We start from the raw sequence: 14,119 nt of genomic DNA on the forward strand, positions 1-14,119 counted from the left end.
ATGGCCAAGGAAAAGTTCGAACGTAACAAGCCGCACTGCAACATCGGCACGATCGGCCACGTTGACCACGGCAAGACGACGCTGACGGCGGCGATCACGATGACGCTGGCCAAGGCCGGCGGCGCCAAGGCGATGGCCTATGCGGACATCGATGCGGCCCCGGAAGAGAAGGCGCGCGGCATCACGATCAACACGGCGCACGTCGAGTATGAGACGGCCAACCGTCACTACGCCCACGTGGACTGCCCGGGCCACGCCGACTATGTGAAGAACATGATCACGGGCGCCGCCCAGATGGACGGCGCGATCCTGGTGTGCTCGGCCGCCGACGGCCCGATGCCCCAGACCCGCGAGCACATCCTGCTGGCCCGTCAGGTCGGCGTTCCGGCGCTGGTGGTGTTCCTGAACAAGGTCGACATGGTCGACGACGAGGAGCTGCTCGAGCTGGTGGAGATGGAAGTGCGCGAGCTGCTTTCGTCGTACCAGTTCCCCGGCGACGACATCCCGGTGGTCAAGGGTTCGGCCCTGGCCGCGGTGGAAGGCCGTGACCCGCAGATCGGCGAGGAGCGCATCCTTGAGCTGATGGCGGCGGTGGACAGCTACATCCCGCAGCCGGAGCGTCCGGTGGACCTGCCGTTCCTGATGCCGGTGGAAGACGTGTTCTCGATCTCGGGCCGCGGCACCGTGGTGACGGGCCGGGTCGAGCGCGGCATCGTCAAGGTGGGTGAGGAAGTCGAGATCGTGGGCATCCGCCCCGTTCAGAAGACCACCTGCACGGGCGTGGAAATGTTCCGCAAGCTGCTGGACCAGGGCCAGGCGGGCGACAACGTGGGCGTGCTGCTGCGCGGCACCAAGCGTGAAGACGTCGAGCGCGGCCAGGTGCTGTGCAAGCCGGGCTCCATCACCCCGCACACCAAGTTCGTGGCCGAGGCCTACATCCTGACCAAGGAAGAGGGCGGCCGTCACACGCCGTTCTTCACGAACTACCGTCCGCAGTTCTACTTCCGCACCACGGACGTGACCGGCATCGTGCACCTGAAGGAAGGTGTCGAGATGATCATGCCCGGCGACAACGCCGAGCTGAACGTCGAGCTGATCACCCCGATCGCCATGGAAGAGAAGCTCCGCTTCGCCATCCGCGAAGGCGGCCGCACCGTCGGCGCCGGCGTGGTGGCCAAGATCACCGAGTAAGCTCGGTTCTTGCGATCTGAATACAGAGCGGCCCCGGAGGAAACTCCGGGGCCGTTTTGCTGTCCGGCATAAACTTCCCTCTCCCGATGGGAGAGGGCTGCGCGCAGCGGGATGCGAAGCAGACCGCTTCTTCAGCGCGCAGGGTGAGGTCGGGCGTTTCCGGCTTGAGCGTCCGCCCCTCATCCCCCACGCCAGAACGAAGCCGCTGACGCGCCTTCGTGCGCGGGTTCCCCCTTCTCCCACAGGGAGAAGGATCAGGTGAATCTTGCGGTTAATCCGCAACCTCGGGGCGAGGGTGGTTGCTGCAACCCATGGGCTGGTCTCTACGTTCGGAAACGGACGTTAAGGATCTGGAAACCATGTTGCGTGCGATCAGGATCGGGCTGTTCATCGGCGTCGTCATCGGCATGAGCGTCTGACGAGGGCGCCGCCCCGGCCTTTTCCAAGAGGAAACCGTGGCGAAACTCGCGCCTATCGCCTAATGTGCCTATGCGGCAGCCGCTGATCGCGCCGCGTCTCCGGGTTCCAAAACCCCTAAATGTTGCTCATAGCCATTGCCGTCGTTCTGCTCCTGATCGTGCTGAACGGGCTTTTCGCCATGACCGAGCTCGCGGTCGTGTCCTCCCGGAAATCCAGACTTCAGGCCCGCGCCGAGCGGGGCGACAGAGGCGCGCGCAAGGCCCTCAAGCTGTCGGAGGAGCCGACCCAGTTCCTGTCGTCCGTCCAGGTGGGCATCACCCTCATCGGCATCCTGGCGGGCGCCTATGGCCAGGCCACCATCGCCGGCGAGATCAACACCTTCCTGGAAGCGACCTTCCCCGCGGCCGCGGCATGGTCGGAGGTGGTCGCCACGGGCCTGGTGGTGGTGTGCATCACCTATGTCTCGGTGATCGTCGGCGAGCTGGTGCCCAAGCGCATCGCCCTGATCTTTCCCGAGCCGGTGGCGTCCCGAATGGCGGCGCCCATTTCGGCCGTGGCCGTTGTGCTCAAGCCTTTCGTCATGCTGCTGACGATCTCCACCTCCGGCATCCTCAAGGCCCTGGGCATCAAGGACAAGGACGGCACGGACGTCACCCAGGAAGAGGTGGAGACCATCCTGGCGGAAGGCACCTCGGCCGGCCTGATCGAGCCGGAAGAGCAGCTGATGATCGAGGAGATCCTGCGTCTGGGCGACCGCCCCATCCGCGTGGCCATGACGCCGCGGCCGGAAGTGTTCTGGATCGCCCTGGACGACACCGAAAAGCAGTTGCGCGACGAGATCCGCACCTGCCCCTATTCGCGCATCGTGGTGGCCCGCGAGAGCGACGTGGATAACCCCATCGGCGTGGTCCACAAGAAGGACCTGCTGGACAGCCTGCTCGACAACGGCGAGTTCAACATCGAGAAGCTGGTGGCCGAGCCGGCCTTCATTCCCCAGTCCACCTCGGTGCTGAAGGCGCTGGAGATCCTGAAGGGCTCCAAGGTCCACATGGCCTTCGTGGTGGACGAGTACGGCGCCTTCGAAGGGGTGGTCACCGCCACCGACCTGCTGGAGATGATCGCCGGCGACTTCAACGAGAGCCACGACGAGGTCAACGCCGACATCATCAAGCGCGATGACGGCAGCTGGCTGGTGGACGGACGCACCGACATCGACGAACTGGCCGACGAACTGGGCGAGGAGTTCGGCGAGACGGACGGCTTCCACACCGTGGCCGGCCTGGTGCTGCACAAACTGTCCCGGGTGCCGAACGAGGGCGAGATTCTGCAACTGGGCCGCTTCGAGGTCGAGGTCGTGGACATGGATGACCGCCGTATCGACAAGCTGCTTTTCACCCAGTTGATCCACAAGGAAGAAGAGCGGGCGGCGCGAGAGGCGGCAGAAGAGCAGGATTGACGGGCGGAAGCGCATCCCCGCTTGAAATGCGGCGCGTCGTGGGGCATAGCCCCCGGTCTGGCGAAGGCCTTGCGCGCCGTGGGGTCCGCCCTTCCGGCGCGCTGTTCTTTGTCCGGGGCCATAGGAGTTTAGCTCAGCTGGTAGAGCACCGGTCTCCAAAACCGGGGGTCGTGGGTTCGAGTCCCTCAACTCCTGCCACCCCGTTGTCGCGACATGGGACCTTCCCCATCTGGCGATCCAGACACCTTTGAAGCGTTAGAGACGAACAGATGGCCAAGGCGAAAACTCCCGGCGGACGCCGCGGAGGAAACAGGACGCAGACGGCGGCGACAGGCGCGGGTCAGACCGTGACCGTGGACGCTCCGGCGCCCAGGAAGAAGACCTCGCCGGCCCAGTTCCTGTCGCAGGTGCGCGCCGAAGCCCGCAAGATCACCTGGCCCAGCCGCAAGGAGACCTGGATCACCTCGGTGATGGTCCTGATCCTGGTGATGATCGCCGCCCTGTTCTTCTGGGTGGTGGACTTCGGCCTGGGCTGGGTCTTCCAGCAGATCATTTCCTTCGGCCGATAAAAACAAACAAGGAGACGCGCACGTGACCGATGCGGCGCCCGAAACCAAGCCGAGCAATCCCCGGCACAAGTGGTACATTGTCCACGCCCACTCCAACTTCGAGAAGAAGGTGGCGCAGCATCTGCGCGACCAGGCTCGCCAGCAGGGTCTGGAAGAGAATTTCTCCGAAATCCTGGTGCCGACCGAGGACGTGGTCGAGATCCGTCGCGGCCGGAAGGTGAACTCCGAGCGCAAATTCTTCCCCGGCTATGTGCTGGTGAAGATGGAGCTGAGCGACGAGGCCTATCACCTGGTCAAGAACACGCCGAAGGTGACCGGCTTCCTGGGCTCCCAGGGCGGCACGCGTCCGCTGCCGGTCTCGGACAAGGAAGTCGAGCGCATCATCGGCGCCGTGGAGGAGGGCGTGGAGCGTCCCAAGCCCACCATCCGCTTCGACATCGGCGAGACCGTCAAGGTCATCGACGGTCCGTTCGCCAGCTTCGACGGCGCGGTGGAGAGCGTGGACGAGGAGCGCGCGCGTCTTCGCGTGGCCGTGTCCATCTTCGGTCGTCCCACCCCGGTGGACCTGGAATACAATCAGGTGGAGAAGGTCGCGAACTGATCCGTTCCTTCTCCCAATGGGAGAAGGGGAACCCGCGCACGAAGCCGCGAGGCGGCTTCGTTCTGGCGCGGGGGATGAGGGCCGTCCCGTAAGCGTCTAAACACCCGACCCTCACCCTGCGCGCGAAGGAGCGCCTTGCTTCGCAAGCCGCTGCGCGCAGCCCTCTCCCAGTGGGAGAGGGTTTCATGACACAGGTTCATGACCTCGATTTAAAATGACTTCCCGCGGGCTTTGTGGCGAATTCCTGTCAACACGACAGGGAGAACCAAGCCATGAAACCCGCCTATCTGGTCGCCGCCGCCACCGCCGCCCTCGCCCTCGCAGGGGTCGCTCATGCCGGCGAGGTGGAGATCCGTGACGCCGTCGCCCGCGTGGTGGTGATCCCCGAGGACCGCACCGACATCGCCGTGGAGATCGAACACGGATCATCCACTTTGGACCGCCTGACGGTGACGCGCCGGGGCTCGGACATCATCATCGACGGCGGTCTGTCGGGCAGCGCGGTGCGCAACTGCACCTCCGGTCCCGCCAACGCGCGCCAGCCGGGCGAGGGCGCCCGGGTCGAGGTGCGCGGCCACGGAACCATCAATGTCAGCGACGCGCCCCTGGTGGTGGTCCGCACCCCGCGCGACGTGGACGTGGACGCCGGCCGCTCGGGCGGTCGCAGCCGCCTGCTCGGCATCGTCCGGGGCGGCTCCGGCGGGGCGGTGTTCGGCTCCATCGGCCGGGGCGCCAGCAGCATCGAACTGGGCAACCGCGGCTGCGGCGACTGGACCGTGGCCAACACCGACGGCGACCTGGACATCAGCAACTCAGGGTCGGGCACGATCCGGGCGGGAACGTCGCGTACCCTGGACCTGGCGGTGGCCGGATCGGGCGATGTCAGCGCCGGAGCTACCGGCGACGCCGACATCGCCATCACAGGGTCGGGCAACGTGACCTTGGCGGCCACGGCCTCGACGGACGTGGCCGTGGCCGGCTCCGGCAACCTGCGCATCGGCCGTGTGCAGGGCGATGCGATGGATGTGTCCATCGCCGGGTCGGGAGACGTTCGCGTTGACGGCGGCGAGGTCAGGTCGCTGGACGTCTCGATCGTCGGGTCCGGTGATGTAGTCTTCAACGGCCGGGCGGGCGACGTGAGCGCCTCAATCGCGGGTTCGGGCGATGTGCGGGTGGCCGAGGCCACCGGCAGCGTCAATCGCAGCATCGTCGGCTCTGGCGACATCCGCATCGGCGAATAAGGCCGGGCGAGCATTGAGGCGAGGGCCTCGCGGCCGGTCCGCGGGGCCCTTTCGTCTTTCCGGCTTTTCCGGCTCCACTCCGCTTGACGAAAGCGGAATCAACCGTCATAAGCCCCCACTCTTGTTGGACCGGCTGTGCACCCCCGGGTGCAGACGCGGCCCGCAGGAACGACCTGAGACCCTGTTCTTTACAGTGCCCAGGAGTTCACCGGCCTTCGCAGGTTCCTGCGTGGGCCGATCGTTTTTGCGGACGTGCGTACCCTGAGGGTCGAAAGACCCAAAGGCTCCGGTCTTTGAAATGGTTCACAGGGACGCGGTCCACCGACCGCTGTAGGAAAAACAACCGATATGGATCAAAGCATCCGCATCAGGCTGAAGGCCTTCGATCATCGCGTCCTGGACCATTCCACGCGCGAAATCGTCAACACGGCCAAGCGTACCGGCGCGACTGTTCGCGGCCCGATTCCGCTGCCGACTCTGATCGAGAAATTCACCGTCAACCGCTCGCCGCACGTCGACAAGAAGTCGCGCGAGCAGTTTGAAATCCGCACGCACAAGCGCGTGCTCGACATCGTCGACCCCACCCCGCAGACCGTGGACGCGCTCATGAAGCTCGACCTGTCCGCCGGCGTGGACGTCGAAATCAAGATTTAAGAGAGAAGAGGCGGGATCCGACATGCGTACGGGCGTGATCGCCAAGAAGCTGGGAATGACGCGCGTCTTCGCTGAAGACGGCGCGCACATTCCGGTCACCGTTCTGCAGCTTGATGGCTGTCAGGTCGTTGGCCAGCGCACCCAGGAGCGTGACGGTTACGTCGCGCTTCAACTGGGCGCCGGCTCCAGGAAGGCGAAGAGAACCAACCAGGCTCAACGAGCTGTCTTCGCCAAGGCCGAAGTCGAGCCGAAGCGGTATGTGACCGAGTTCCGCGTGTCGGAAGACGCGCTGATCGACGTGGGCGCCGAATTCACGGCCGACCACTTCGTGGCCGGTCAGAAGGTGGACATCCAGGGCCTGACCATCGGCAAGGGCTTCGCCGGCGCCATGAAGCGCTGGAACTTCGGCGGCCTGCGCGCGTCCCACGGTGTGTCCGTGTCGCACCGTTCGCACGGTTCGACCGGCCAGCGTCAGGATCCGGGCAAGGTCTTCAAGGGCAAGAAGATGGCCGGTCACCTGGGTCAGGAAACTGTCACCCAGCAGAACCTCACCATCGTCCGCATCGACACCGAGCGCGGCCTGATCCTGGTCAAGGGCGCTGTGCCCGGCCACGACGGCGCCTATGTGAAGGTCCGCGACGCCAACAAGAAGAACCAGGCCGACCTGCCGTTCCCCGGCGCGTTCAAGAAGGCCGGCGCCGAAGCCGCTTCGCAGCCCGCTGACAAGCCGGCCGACGAAGCCGTGGCGGCTGAAGCCTCCGAAGGCGGTGAAGAGCAATGAAAATCGCTGTAACCAATCTCGACGGCAAGAAGGCCGGCGACATCGAGCTGAACGACGCTGTGTTCGGCATCGAGGACATCCGCGGCGACCTTCTGGCCCGTGTGGTGAACTGGCAGCTGGCCAAGCGCCGCGCCGGCACCCACAAGGTCCAGACCCGCAACGAGAACAGCCGCACCGGCAAGAAGATGTACAAGCAGAAGGGAACCGGCGGCGCTCGTCACGGTTCGCGTCGTGCGCCCCAGTTCGTGGGTGGTTCGCGCGCCTTCGGCCCGATCGTTCGCGATCACGGCTTCTCGCTGCCCAAGAAGGTCCGGGCCCTGGCCCTGCGCCACGCCCTGAGCTCCAAGGCCAAGGCCGGCGAGCTGGTGGTGGTGTCGGACCTGACGGTCAAGGAAGCCAAGACCTCGGCCCTGCGCGCCACCTTCGGCAAGCTGGGCTGGGACAAGGCGCTGATCATCGCTGGTCCGGAAGTGGATACCGGGTTCGGCCTGGCCGCCCGCAACATCCCGCACATCGACGTGCTGCCGAACGCCGGCCTGAACGTCTATGACATCCTGCGCGCGAACAAGCTGGTGCTGACCAAGGCCGCCGTCGAGGCGATCGAGGCCCGCTTCTCCGAGAAGGAGGCCGCATAATGGCTGCCGCTCAACCCACCGCCCGTCATTACGACACGATCCTGGCGCCGCTGATCACCGAGAAGACGACCCTGCTCTCCGAGCAGAATAAGGTCGTGTTCAAGGTCGCGGAGAACGCCACCAAGGACGAGATCGCCGCTGCGGTCGAGAGCCTGTTCAAGGTCAACGTCGTCAAGGTCAACACCCTGGTTCAAAAGGGCAAGACCAAGCGGTTCCGCGGCATCAAGGGCCGTCGGAACGACATCAAGAAAGCGATCGTGACGCTGGCCGACGGCCAGTCAATCGACGTCACCACGGGGCTCTGAACCGATGGCTCTGAAGCATTTCAATCCGACGTCCCCGGGCCGCCGCGCCCTGGTGCTGGTCGACCGTTCCGAGCTGCACAAAGGCCGCCCGGAAAAGTCCCTGACCGAGGGCCTGAGCAAATCAGGCGGCCGCGGGCAGGGTGGTCGCATCGCCGTCCGCTTCCGCGGCGGCGGCGCCAAGAAGCTGTACCGCAAGATCGACTTCAAGCGTCGCAAGTTCGATGTGGTCGGTACGGTCGAGCGTCTTGAGTACGACCCGAACCGCACCGCCTTCATCGCCCTGGTGAACTACGCCGACGGCGAGAAGACCTACATTATCGCGCCGCAGCGCCTGAAGGCCGGTGACCAGATCATCGCCGGCGACAAGGTCGACGTGAAGCCGGGCAACGCCGCCCCGCTGCGCTCGATCCCGGTCGGCACCATCATCCACAATGTGGAGATGAAGCCGGGCAAGGGCGCCCAGCTGGCCCGTTCGGCCGGCGCCTACGCCCAGCTGGTCGGCCGCGACCAGGGCTACGCCCAGATCCGTCTGGGTTCGGGCGAGCTGCGCATGGTCCTGGACGGCTGCATGGCCACCATCGGCGCCGTGTCCAACCCGGACCACATGAACCAGAACCTGGGCAAGGCGGGCCGCAAGCGTCACATGGGCTGGCGCCCGCACGTTCGCGGCGTCGCCATGAACCCGATCGACCACCCGCACGGTGGTGGTGAGGGTCGCACCTCGGGCGGCCGGAACCCGGTCACCCCGTGGGGCAAGGACACCAAGGCGCCCGCACCCGCAAGAACAAGGCCACGGACAAGTTCATCATCCGTAGCCGCCACGTGAAGAAGGCTCGCTGATATGGCCCGCTCGTCCTGGAAAGGCCCGTTTGTCGACGGGTATCTCCTCAAGAAAGCCGAAACGGTCCAGACCTCGGGCCGCAAGGACGTGATCAAGACCTGGTCGCGCCGCTCCACCATCCTGCCGCAGTTCGTCGGCCTGACCTTCGGTGTCCACAACGGGCAGAAGCACATCCCTGTGCACGTGTCCGAGGACATGGTCGGCATGAAGTTCGGCGAGTTCGCCCCGACCCGGAGCTTTCCGGGTCACGCGGCGGACAAGAAGGCCAAGAGGAAGTAAGCCATGGGCAAGTCCTCCAATCCGCGCCGTGTCGGCGCCGCCGAAGCCCGCGCCAAGCTGGTCAACGTGCGCATCAGCCCTCAGAAGCTGAACCTTGTCGCGCAGTCGATCCGCGGCCTGCCGGTCCAGAAGGCGCTGAACGAGCTGGAATTCAGCCGCAAGCGCATCTCGACCGACGTCCGCAAGGCGCTGTACTCGGCCGTGTCCAACGCCGAGAACAACCACAACCTCGACATCGACAACCTGGTCGTCGCCGAGGCTTTCGTGGGCAAGAACATGGTGATGAAGCGTTTCGCGAGCCGCGCTCGCGGTCGCTCGTCGCGCATCCTGAAACCGTTCAGCGAGATCACCATCGTGGTCCGTGAAGCCGGCGAGGCCGCCTGATGGGACAGAAAATCAATCCGGTCGGCTTCCGACTGGGCATCAACCGCACCTGGGACAGCCGCTGGTTCGCCGGCGACCGCGACTATGCGCGCCTGCTGCATCAGGACCTGAAGCTGCGTGAATACCTGAAGGGCCGCCTGTCGGGCGCCGGGGTCTCGCGCATCATCATCGAGCGTCCGCACAAGAAGTGCCGCGTGACGATCTACGCCGCCCGTCCGGGTGTCGTGATCGGCAAGAAGGGCGCCGACATCGAGAAGCTGCGCAAGGACATCGCGGCGATGACCGAGGGCGAAGTTCACCTGAACATCGTCGAGGTCCGCAAGCCCGAGACCGACGCCCAGCTGATCGCCGAGAACATCGCCCAGCAGCTGGAGCGCCGGATCGCCTTCCGTCGCGCCATGAAGCGCGCGATGCAGTCCGCCATGCGTCTGGGCGCCAAGGGCGTCCGGATCAATGTGTCGGGCCGTCTGGGCGGCGCGGAAATCGCGCGGATGGAATGGTATCGCGAAGGCCGTGTGCCGCTGCACACCCTGCGCGCCGACATCGACTACGGCTTCATCCAGGCCAAGACGACCTACGGCATCATCGGTGTGAAGGTGTGGGTCTTCAAGGGCGAGGTGCTGGAGCACGACCCGATGGCGCAGGACAAGCGCTGGGCCCAGGAAGCTTCCGGCCCGTCGTCGAATGAAGGCCGCGAGCGTGGCCCCCGCGGTGATCGCGGTCCGCGCCGTGACCGGGGACGTGAGAGCTAAGTCATGCTGCAACCCAAAAAGACCAAGTACCGCAAGGCGTTCAAGGGCCGCATCCACGGCTCCTCGAAGGGCGGCTTCGCGCTGAACTTCGGCTCCTACGGCCTGAAGGCCATGGAGCCCGAGCGCATCACCGCGCGTCAGATCGAGGCGGCCCGCCGCGCGATCACCCGCCAGATGAAGCGCCAGGGCCGTGTGTGGATCCGCATCTTCCCGGACGTGCCGGTCTCCGGCAAGCCCGCCGAAGTCCGCATGGGCAAGGGCAAGGGCGCGGTGGATCACTGGGCCGCCCGCGTGGCTCCCGGCCGCGTGATGTTTGAAATCGACGGCGTGCCGGACGACGTGGCCCGCGAGGCGCTGCGCCTCGGCGCCGCCAAGCTGCCGATCCGCACCAAGGTGGTCACCCGCCTTGACGCCGGCATCGCCCACTCGGAGCAAGCGGCATGACCAAGATCGCCGATCTGCGGGGCCTGACCCCGGACCAGCTGTCCGACGAGCTGATCAAGCTCAAGAAGGAACAGTTCAACCTGCGCTTCCAGGCGGCCACCGGCCAGCTTGAGAAGACGCACCGCGTCAATGAAGTCCGCAAGGACATCGCCCGCGTCTCGTCGCTTCTGCGCGAGAAGCAGGCGGCCGCTTAAGGAAACGAAGATGCCCAAGCGTATTCTCGAAGGCGTGGTCGTGTCCGACAAGGGCGACAAGACCGTGGTGGTCCGCGTCAACCGCACCATTCTGCACCCGCTTCTGAAGAAGACGGTGCGCCTGTCCAAGAAGTACCACGCTCACGACGAAGCGAACGTCGCCAAGGAAGGCGAAATCGTCCGCATCGCCGAGTGCGCCCCGAAGTCCAAGCTGAAGCGCTGGGAAGTCGTCTCCGACACCCAGGCCTCGGCCAGTTAAGAAGAAGGATCGGATCCCATGATCCAGATGCAAACTAACCTGGAGGTGGCCGACAATTCGGGCGCTCGCCGGGTCATGTGCATCAAGGTGTTGGGCGGCTCCAAGCGCCGCTACGCCTCGGTGGGCGACACGATCGTCGCTTCCGTCAAGGAAGCCATTCCGCGCGGCCGCGTGAAGAAGGGCGACGTCGTGCGCGCCATCGTCGTGCGCACCGCCAAGGACATCCAGCGCAAGGACGGATCGGTGATCCGCTTCGACAAGTCCGCCGCTGTCATCGTCAACAAGCAGAACGAGCCGGTCGGCACGCGGATCTTCGGCCCGGTTCCTCGCGAACTGCGCGCCAAGAACCACATGAAGATCATCTCGCTGGCTCCGGAGGTCCTGTAACATGGCCGCCAAGATCAAGAAGGGCGACAACGTGATCGTCCTGACCGGCAAGGACAAGGGCCGCACGGGCCAGGTGGTCAAGGTGCTGCCGTCCGAGAACCGCGTCGTCGTCCAGGGCGTCAACATGGTCCAGCGCCACACGCGCCCGACCCAGGCTGACCCGAACGGCGGCATCAAGCACAAGGAAGCCTCGCTTCACCTGTCGAACGTCGCGATCGCCGACGCCAACGGCAAGGCGACCCGCGTGGGCTTCAAGGTGGAGAAGGACCAGAAGGTCCGCTTCGCCAAGACGACCGGAGACGTCATCTGATGGCCACCGAAAAGTACACCCCCCGGCTGAAGGCCGACTATCAGGACCGCATCAAGGCCCTGATGACCGAGAAATTCGGCTACACCAACGCCATGCAGACGCCCCGTCTGGACAAGATCGTCCTGAACATGGGCATCGGCGAAGCGGTGGCGGACTCCAAGAAGGCCAACGCGGCCCTCAAGGATCTGACCATGATCGCCGGCCAGAAGGCGGTCCCGACCAAGGCCCGCAACTCCATCGCCGGCTTCAAGCTGCGCGAAGGCATGGTCATCGGCGGCAAGGTCACCCTGCGCGGCGACCGCATGTACGAGTTCCTGGACCGGTTCATCACCGTGGCCCTGCCGCGCGTGAAGGATTTCCGGGGCCTGAAGGGCACCTCCTTCGATGGTCGCGGCAACTACGCCACCGGCCTTCGCGAGCACATCGTGTTCCCGGAGATCAACTACGACCAGATCGACCAGATGTGGGGCATGGACATTGTCGTCTGCACCACGGCCAAGACCGATGAGGAAGCCAAGGCTCTCCTCACCGAGTTCAAGTTCCCGTTCGTGACGAACTGAGCGGGAAGGGAAAAGAACCGATATGGCTAAGAAATCCGCCGTCAATCGCAACGAACGCGTCAAGAAGCTCGTCGCGCAATACGCCGAGAAGCGCGCCGCGCTCAAGGCGATCGCCAACGACGAGGCAAAGCCGCTGGAAGAGCGCTTCGAGGCTCGCCTCAAGCTCGCCAAGCTGCCGCGCAACTCGGCCGCCGTTCGCATCCGCAACCGCTGCGAGGTCACGGGCCGTCCGCGCGCCTACTACCGCAAGCTCAAGATGAGCCGTATCGCATTGCGCGAACTCGCATCGCTGGGGCAGATCCCCGGCATGACCAAGTCCAGCTGGTAAGGGGAGCGAACAGACATGATGATCAACGATCCCCTGAGCGACATGATCGCCCGCATCCGGAACGCCGCCATGCGCAAGCGTTCCAAGGTGCTCACCCCGGCTTCCCGCTTGCGCCAGCGCGTCCTGGACGTGCTGCAGGACGAGGGCTACATCCGCGGCTATTCGCTGGTTCAGAACCCCGGCGAGTTCCCGCAGTTCGAGATCGAGCTGAAGTACTTCGATGACCAGCCGGTCATCGCGGAGATCAGCCGCGTGTCCAAGCCGGGCCGTCGGGTCTATTCGGCCATCGGCGACCTGAAGCCGGTCAAGAACGGCCTGGGCATCTCGATCCTGTCCACCTCGAAGGGCGTCATGTCCGACACGGCGGCCCGCGAGGCCAACGTGGGCGGCGAAGTCCTCTGCAAGGTGTATTGATATGTCCCGCATCGGCAAGAAAACCATCTCCGTGCCCAAGGGCGTGACCCTGACCCTGAACGGCCAGACCGTTTCGGTGAAGGGGCCCAAGGGCGAAGCGACCTGGACCGTGGTCGAGGACATCGAGGTCAAGCACGAGGGCGACGAGCTCTCGCTGACCCCGCGTTCGGACACCCAGCGGGCTCGCTCCATGTGGGGCCTTTCGCGCACCCTGGTCGCCAACATGGTGATCGGCGTGACCGACGGCTTCGAGGAGACCCTGGAACTGGTCGGCGTGGGCTACCGCGCCGCCATGAAGGGTCAGTCGCTGTCGCTGCAGCTGGGCCTGAGCCACGACGTGGACATCGCCCCGCCCGCCGGCATCACCTTCGCCACGCCCAAGCAGACCGAGATCAAGATCTCGGGCTCCGACAAGCAGTCGGTGGGTCAGATCGCGGCGGTGATCCGCAAGCTCCGTCCGCCCGAGCCCTACAAGGGCAAGGGCATCCGTTACGCGGGCGAAAAGGTCCGTCGTAAGGAAGGCAAGAAGAAGTAAGTCATGGCTCTCTCTTCTATCCAAACCGCGAAGCGCCGCACCGAGCGCACCCGTCGTCGCCTCAAGGCGGTGGCCAACGGCCGTCTGCGCCTGTCGGTCCACCGTTCGGACAAGAACATCTCGGCCCAGATCATCGACGACGCCAAGGGCGTCACGGTGGCTTCGGCCTCCTCGCTGGAAGGCGAGAAGGGCAAGAAGCACAAGGGCTCGGACGTGGACGCCGCGACCCGCATCGGCAAGCTCATCGCCGAGCGCGCCATCGAAAAGGGCGTCAAGGACGTGGTCTTCGACCGCGGCGGCTATATCTATCACGGTCGGGTGAAGGCGCTGGCGGAAGCCGCGCGTGAAGCCGGCCTGAACTTCTAAGGAACCGCAGCATGGCGCACCAACCCCAACGCGGCGGCGGCGGCAACGATCGCAATCGTCGTGACAACCGCAACGCTCCCCAGGCCGACGGCCCGGACAGCGACATCGTTGAAAAGCTGGTCCACATCAACCGTGTGGCCGCGACCGTCAAAGGCGGTCGTCGTTTCTCGTTCGCCGCCCTGATGGTGGTGGGCGACGGCAAGGGCCGGGTCG

General features: G+C 65.2%; 22 protein-coding genes, 1 tRNA gene and 2 pseudogenes. All 25 read left to right on the top strand.

Going from position 1 to position 14,119, the window contains the following annotated elements:
* The gene (tuf, locus tag MBEBAB_RS13070; protein WP_021698464.1) at window positions 1-1,191 is read left to right on the top strand and encodes an elongation factor Tu; all 1,191 of its coding nucleotides are present in this window, start codon (window positions 1-3) and stop codon (window positions 1,189-1,191) included.
* A 538-nt stretch (window positions 1,192-1,729) separates the two neighbouring features.
* Window positions 1,730-3,067 (top strand): hemolysin family protein, encoded by a 1,338-nt coding sequence (locus tag MBEBAB_RS13075; protein ID WP_021698466.1) that lies wholly within the window; start codon window positions 1,730-1,732, stop codon window positions 3,065-3,067.
* Between the two features lie 122 nt (window positions 3,068-3,189).
* Window positions 3,190-3,265, top strand: a tRNA-Trp gene (locus MBEBAB_RS13080).
* A gap of 149 nt (window positions 3,266-3,414) precedes the next feature.
* Window positions 3,415-3,636: a preprotein translocase subunit SecE gene (gene secE / locus MBEBAB_RS13085; protein WP_306302036.1), complete on the top strand. Its 222-nt coding sequence runs from the start codon at window positions 3,415-3,417 to the stop codon at window positions 3,634-3,636.
* A gap of 22 nt (window positions 3,637-3,658) precedes the next feature.
* On the top strand, window positions 3,659-4,237 hold the full coding sequence (gene nusG, locus MBEBAB_RS13090) for a transcription termination/antitermination protein NusG (protein ID WP_021698468.1): 579 nt from the start codon (window positions 3,659-3,661) through the stop codon (window positions 4,235-4,237).
* Window positions 4,238-4,509: 272 nt separating this feature from the next.
* A complete protein-coding gene (locus tag MBEBAB_RS13095) occupies window positions 4,510-5,478 on the top strand; it encodes a GIN domain-containing protein (RefSeq protein ID WP_021698469.1) in 969 nt (322 codons plus the stop codon).
* A 348-nt stretch (window positions 5,479-5,826) separates the two neighbouring features.
* The gene (gene rpsJ, locus MBEBAB_RS13100) at window positions 5,827-6,132 is read left to right on the top strand and encodes a 30S ribosomal protein S10 (protein WP_021698470.1); all 306 of its coding nucleotides are present in this window, start codon (window positions 5,827-5,829) and stop codon (window positions 6,130-6,132) included.
* A 22-nt stretch (window positions 6,133-6,154) separates the two neighbouring features.
* Window positions 6,155-6,913: a 50S ribosomal protein L3 gene (rplC, locus tag MBEBAB_RS13105; protein ID WP_021698471.1), complete on the top strand. Its 759-nt coding sequence runs from the start codon at window positions 6,155-6,157 to the stop codon at window positions 6,911-6,913.
* Complete coding sequence (rplD, locus tag MBEBAB_RS13110; RefSeq protein ID WP_021698472.1) at window positions 6,910-7,548, top strand: 50S ribosomal protein L4; 639 nt, start codon at window positions 6,910-6,912, stop codon at window positions 7,546-7,548. The genes rplC and rplD overlap by 4 nt, the downstream gene beginning before the upstream one ends.
* Complete coding sequence (locus MBEBAB_RS13115; RefSeq protein WP_021698473.1) at window positions 7,548-7,853, top strand: 50S ribosomal protein L23; 306 nt, start codon at window positions 7,548-7,550, stop codon at window positions 7,851-7,853. The genes rplD and MBEBAB_RS13115 overlap by 1 nt, the downstream gene beginning before the upstream one ends.
* A gap of 4 nt (window positions 7,854-7,857) precedes the next feature.
* Window positions 7,858-8,693 (top strand): annotated as a pseudogene (gene rplB, locus MBEBAB_RS13120) (50S ribosomal protein L2).
* A gap of 1 nt (window position 8,694) precedes the next feature.
* Entirely contained in the window at window positions 8,695-8,973 is a 279-nt protein-coding gene (gene rpsS, locus MBEBAB_RS13125) for a 30S ribosomal protein S19 (protein ID WP_021698475.1), read from the top strand.
* A 3-nt stretch (window positions 8,974-8,976) separates the two neighbouring features.
* On the top strand, window positions 8,977-9,357 hold the full coding sequence (rplV, locus tag MBEBAB_RS13130) for a 50S ribosomal protein L22 (protein ID WP_021698476.1): 381 nt from the start codon (window positions 8,977-8,979) through the stop codon (window positions 9,355-9,357).
* The gene (gene rpsC / locus MBEBAB_RS13135; protein WP_021698477.1) at window positions 9,357-10,109 is read left to right on the top strand and encodes a 30S ribosomal protein S3; all 753 of its coding nucleotides are present in this window, start codon (window positions 9,357-9,359) and stop codon (window positions 10,107-10,109) included. Before rplV ends, rpsC begins: the two co-directional genes overlap by 1 nt.
* A 3-nt stretch (window positions 10,110-10,112) precedes the next feature.
* Window positions 10,113-10,553 carry a 50S ribosomal protein L16 gene (gene rplP, locus MBEBAB_RS13140; RefSeq protein ID WP_021698478.1) on the top strand — a complete coding sequence of 147 codons (441 nt, stop codon included), beginning with the start codon at window positions 10,113-10,115 and terminating at the stop codon, window positions 10,551-10,553.
* Window positions 10,550-10,747 carry a 50S ribosomal protein L29 gene (gene rpmC, locus MBEBAB_RS13145; RefSeq protein ID WP_021698479.1) on the top strand — a complete coding sequence of 66 codons (198 nt, stop codon included), beginning with the start codon at window positions 10,550-10,552 and terminating at the stop codon, window positions 10,745-10,747. The genes rplP and rpmC overlap by 4 nt, the downstream gene beginning before the upstream one ends.
* Window positions 10,748-10,757: 10 nt before the next feature.
* The gene (gene rpsQ, locus MBEBAB_RS13150) at window positions 10,758-11,006 is read left to right on the top strand and encodes a 30S ribosomal protein S17 (protein ID WP_021698480.1); all 249 of its coding nucleotides are present in this window, start codon (window positions 10,758-10,760) and stop codon (window positions 11,004-11,006) included.
* Window positions 11,007-11,024: 18 nt separating this feature from the next.
* Window positions 11,025-11,393, top strand: coding sequence for a 50S ribosomal protein L14 (gene rplN / locus MBEBAB_RS13155; RefSeq protein WP_021698481.1), 369 nt, complete (start codon window positions 11,025-11,027; stop codon window positions 11,391-11,393).
* Window position 11,394: 1 nt separating this feature from the next.
* Complete coding sequence (gene rplX, locus MBEBAB_RS13160) at window positions 11,395-11,703, top strand: 50S ribosomal protein L24 (protein ID WP_021698482.1); 309 nt, start codon at window positions 11,395-11,397, stop codon at window positions 11,701-11,703.
* On the top strand, window positions 11,703-12,263 hold the full coding sequence (gene rplE, locus MBEBAB_RS13165; RefSeq protein ID WP_021698483.1) for a 50S ribosomal protein L5: 561 nt from the start codon (window positions 11,703-11,705) through the stop codon (window positions 12,261-12,263). The genes rplX and rplE overlap by 1 nt, the downstream gene beginning before the upstream one ends.
* A gap of 22 nt (window positions 12,264-12,285) precedes the next feature.
* Entirely contained in the window at window positions 12,286-12,591 is a 306-nt protein-coding gene (gene rpsN / locus MBEBAB_RS13170; protein WP_021698484.1) for a 30S ribosomal protein S14, read from the top strand.
* A 15-nt stretch (window positions 12,592-12,606) separates the two neighbouring features.
* Window positions 12,607-13,005 (top strand): 30S ribosomal protein S8, encoded by a 399-nt coding sequence (gene rpsH, locus MBEBAB_RS13175; RefSeq protein ID WP_021698485.1) that lies wholly within the window; start codon window positions 12,607-12,609, stop codon window positions 13,003-13,005.
* 1 nt (window position 13,006) lies between these two features.
* Window positions 13,007-13,540 (top strand): 50S ribosomal protein L6, encoded by a 534-nt coding sequence (gene rplF / locus MBEBAB_RS13180; RefSeq protein ID WP_021698486.1) that lies wholly within the window; start codon window positions 13,007-13,009, stop codon window positions 13,538-13,540.
* Between the two features lie 3 nt (window positions 13,541-13,543).
* On the top strand, window positions 13,544-13,906 hold the full coding sequence (gene rplR, locus MBEBAB_RS13185) for a 50S ribosomal protein L18 (RefSeq protein ID WP_021698487.1): 363 nt from the start codon (window positions 13,544-13,546) through the stop codon (window positions 13,904-13,906).
* 11 nt (window positions 13,907-13,917) lie between these two features.
* A pseudogene (locus tag MBEBAB_RS13190) lies at window positions 13,918-14,119 on the top strand (30S ribosomal protein S5); the annotation flags it as partial.

Origin of the sequence: Brevundimonas abyssalis TAR-001 (assembly GCF_000466985.1) — a bacterium.
In the GTDB taxonomy this organism is placed as follows: Bacteria; Pseudomonadota; Alphaproteobacteria; order Caulobacterales; family Caulobacteraceae; genus Brevundimonas; species Brevundimonas abyssalis.

Excerpts from the sequence above, each read along its gene's own strand:
- tuf (WP_021698464.1), top strand. The coding sequence starts at position 1 with ATGGCCAAGGAAAAGTTCGAACGTAACAAGCCGCACTGCAACATCGGC.
- MBEBAB_RS13075 (WP_021698466.1), top strand. The coding sequence starts at position 1,730 with ATGTTGCTCATAGCCATTGCCGTCGTTCTGCTCCTGATCGTGCTGAAC.
- MBEBAB_RS13095 (WP_021698469.1), top strand. The coding sequence starts at position 4,510 with ATGAAACCCGCCTATCTGGTCGCCGCCGCCACCGCCGCCCTCGCCCTC.
- rpsJ (WP_021698470.1), top strand. The coding sequence starts at position 5,827 with ATGGATCAAAGCATCCGCATCAGGCTGAAGGCCTTCGATCATCGCGTC.
- rplC (WP_021698471.1), top strand. The coding sequence starts at position 6,155 with ATGCGTACGGGCGTGATCGCCAAGAAGCTGGGAATGACGCGCGTCTTC.
- rplD (WP_021698472.1), top strand. The coding sequence starts at position 6,910 with ATGAAAATCGCTGTAACCAATCTCGACGGCAAGAAGGCCGGCGACATC.
- MBEBAB_RS13115 (WP_021698473.1), top strand. The coding sequence starts at position 7,548 with ATGGCTGCCGCTCAACCCACCGCCCGTCATTACGACACGATCCTGGCG.
- rpsS (WP_021698475.1), top strand. The coding sequence starts at position 8,695 with ATGGCCCGCTCGTCCTGGAAAGGCCCGTTTGTCGACGGGTATCTCCTC.
- rplV (WP_021698476.1), top strand. The coding sequence starts at position 8,977 with ATGGGCAAGTCCTCCAATCCGCGCCGTGTCGGCGCCGCCGAAGCCCGC.
- rpsC (WP_021698477.1), top strand. The coding sequence starts at position 9,357 with ATGGGACAGAAAATCAATCCGGTCGGCTTCCGACTGGGCATCAACCGC.
- rplP (WP_021698478.1), top strand. The coding sequence starts at position 10,113 with ATGCTGCAACCCAAAAAGACCAAGTACCGCAAGGCGTTCAAGGGCCGC.
- rpmC (WP_021698479.1), top strand. The coding sequence starts at position 10,550 with ATGACCAAGATCGCCGATCTGCGGGGCCTGACCCCGGACCAGCTGTCC.
- rpsQ (WP_021698480.1), top strand. The coding sequence starts at position 10,758 with ATGCCCAAGCGTATTCTCGAAGGCGTGGTCGTGTCCGACAAGGGCGAC.
- rplN (WP_021698481.1), top strand. The coding sequence starts at position 11,025 with ATGATCCAGATGCAAACTAACCTGGAGGTGGCCGACAATTCGGGCGCT.
- rplX (WP_021698482.1), top strand. The coding sequence starts at position 11,395 with ATGGCCGCCAAGATCAAGAAGGGCGACAACGTGATCGTCCTGACCGGC.
- rplE (WP_021698483.1), top strand. The coding sequence starts at position 11,703 with ATGGCCACCGAAAAGTACACCCCCCGGCTGAAGGCCGACTATCAGGAC.
- rpsN (WP_021698484.1), top strand. The coding sequence starts at position 12,286 with ATGGCTAAGAAATCCGCCGTCAATCGCAACGAACGCGTCAAGAAGCTC.
- rpsH (WP_021698485.1), top strand. The coding sequence starts at position 12,607 with ATGATGATCAACGATCCCCTGAGCGACATGATCGCCCGCATCCGGAAC.
- rplF (WP_021698486.1), top strand. The coding sequence starts at position 13,007 with ATGTCCCGCATCGGCAAGAAAACCATCTCCGTGCCCAAGGGCGTGACC.
- rplR (WP_021698487.1), top strand. The coding sequence starts at position 13,544 with ATGGCTCTCTCTTCTATCCAAACCGCGAAGCGCCGCACCGAGCGCACC.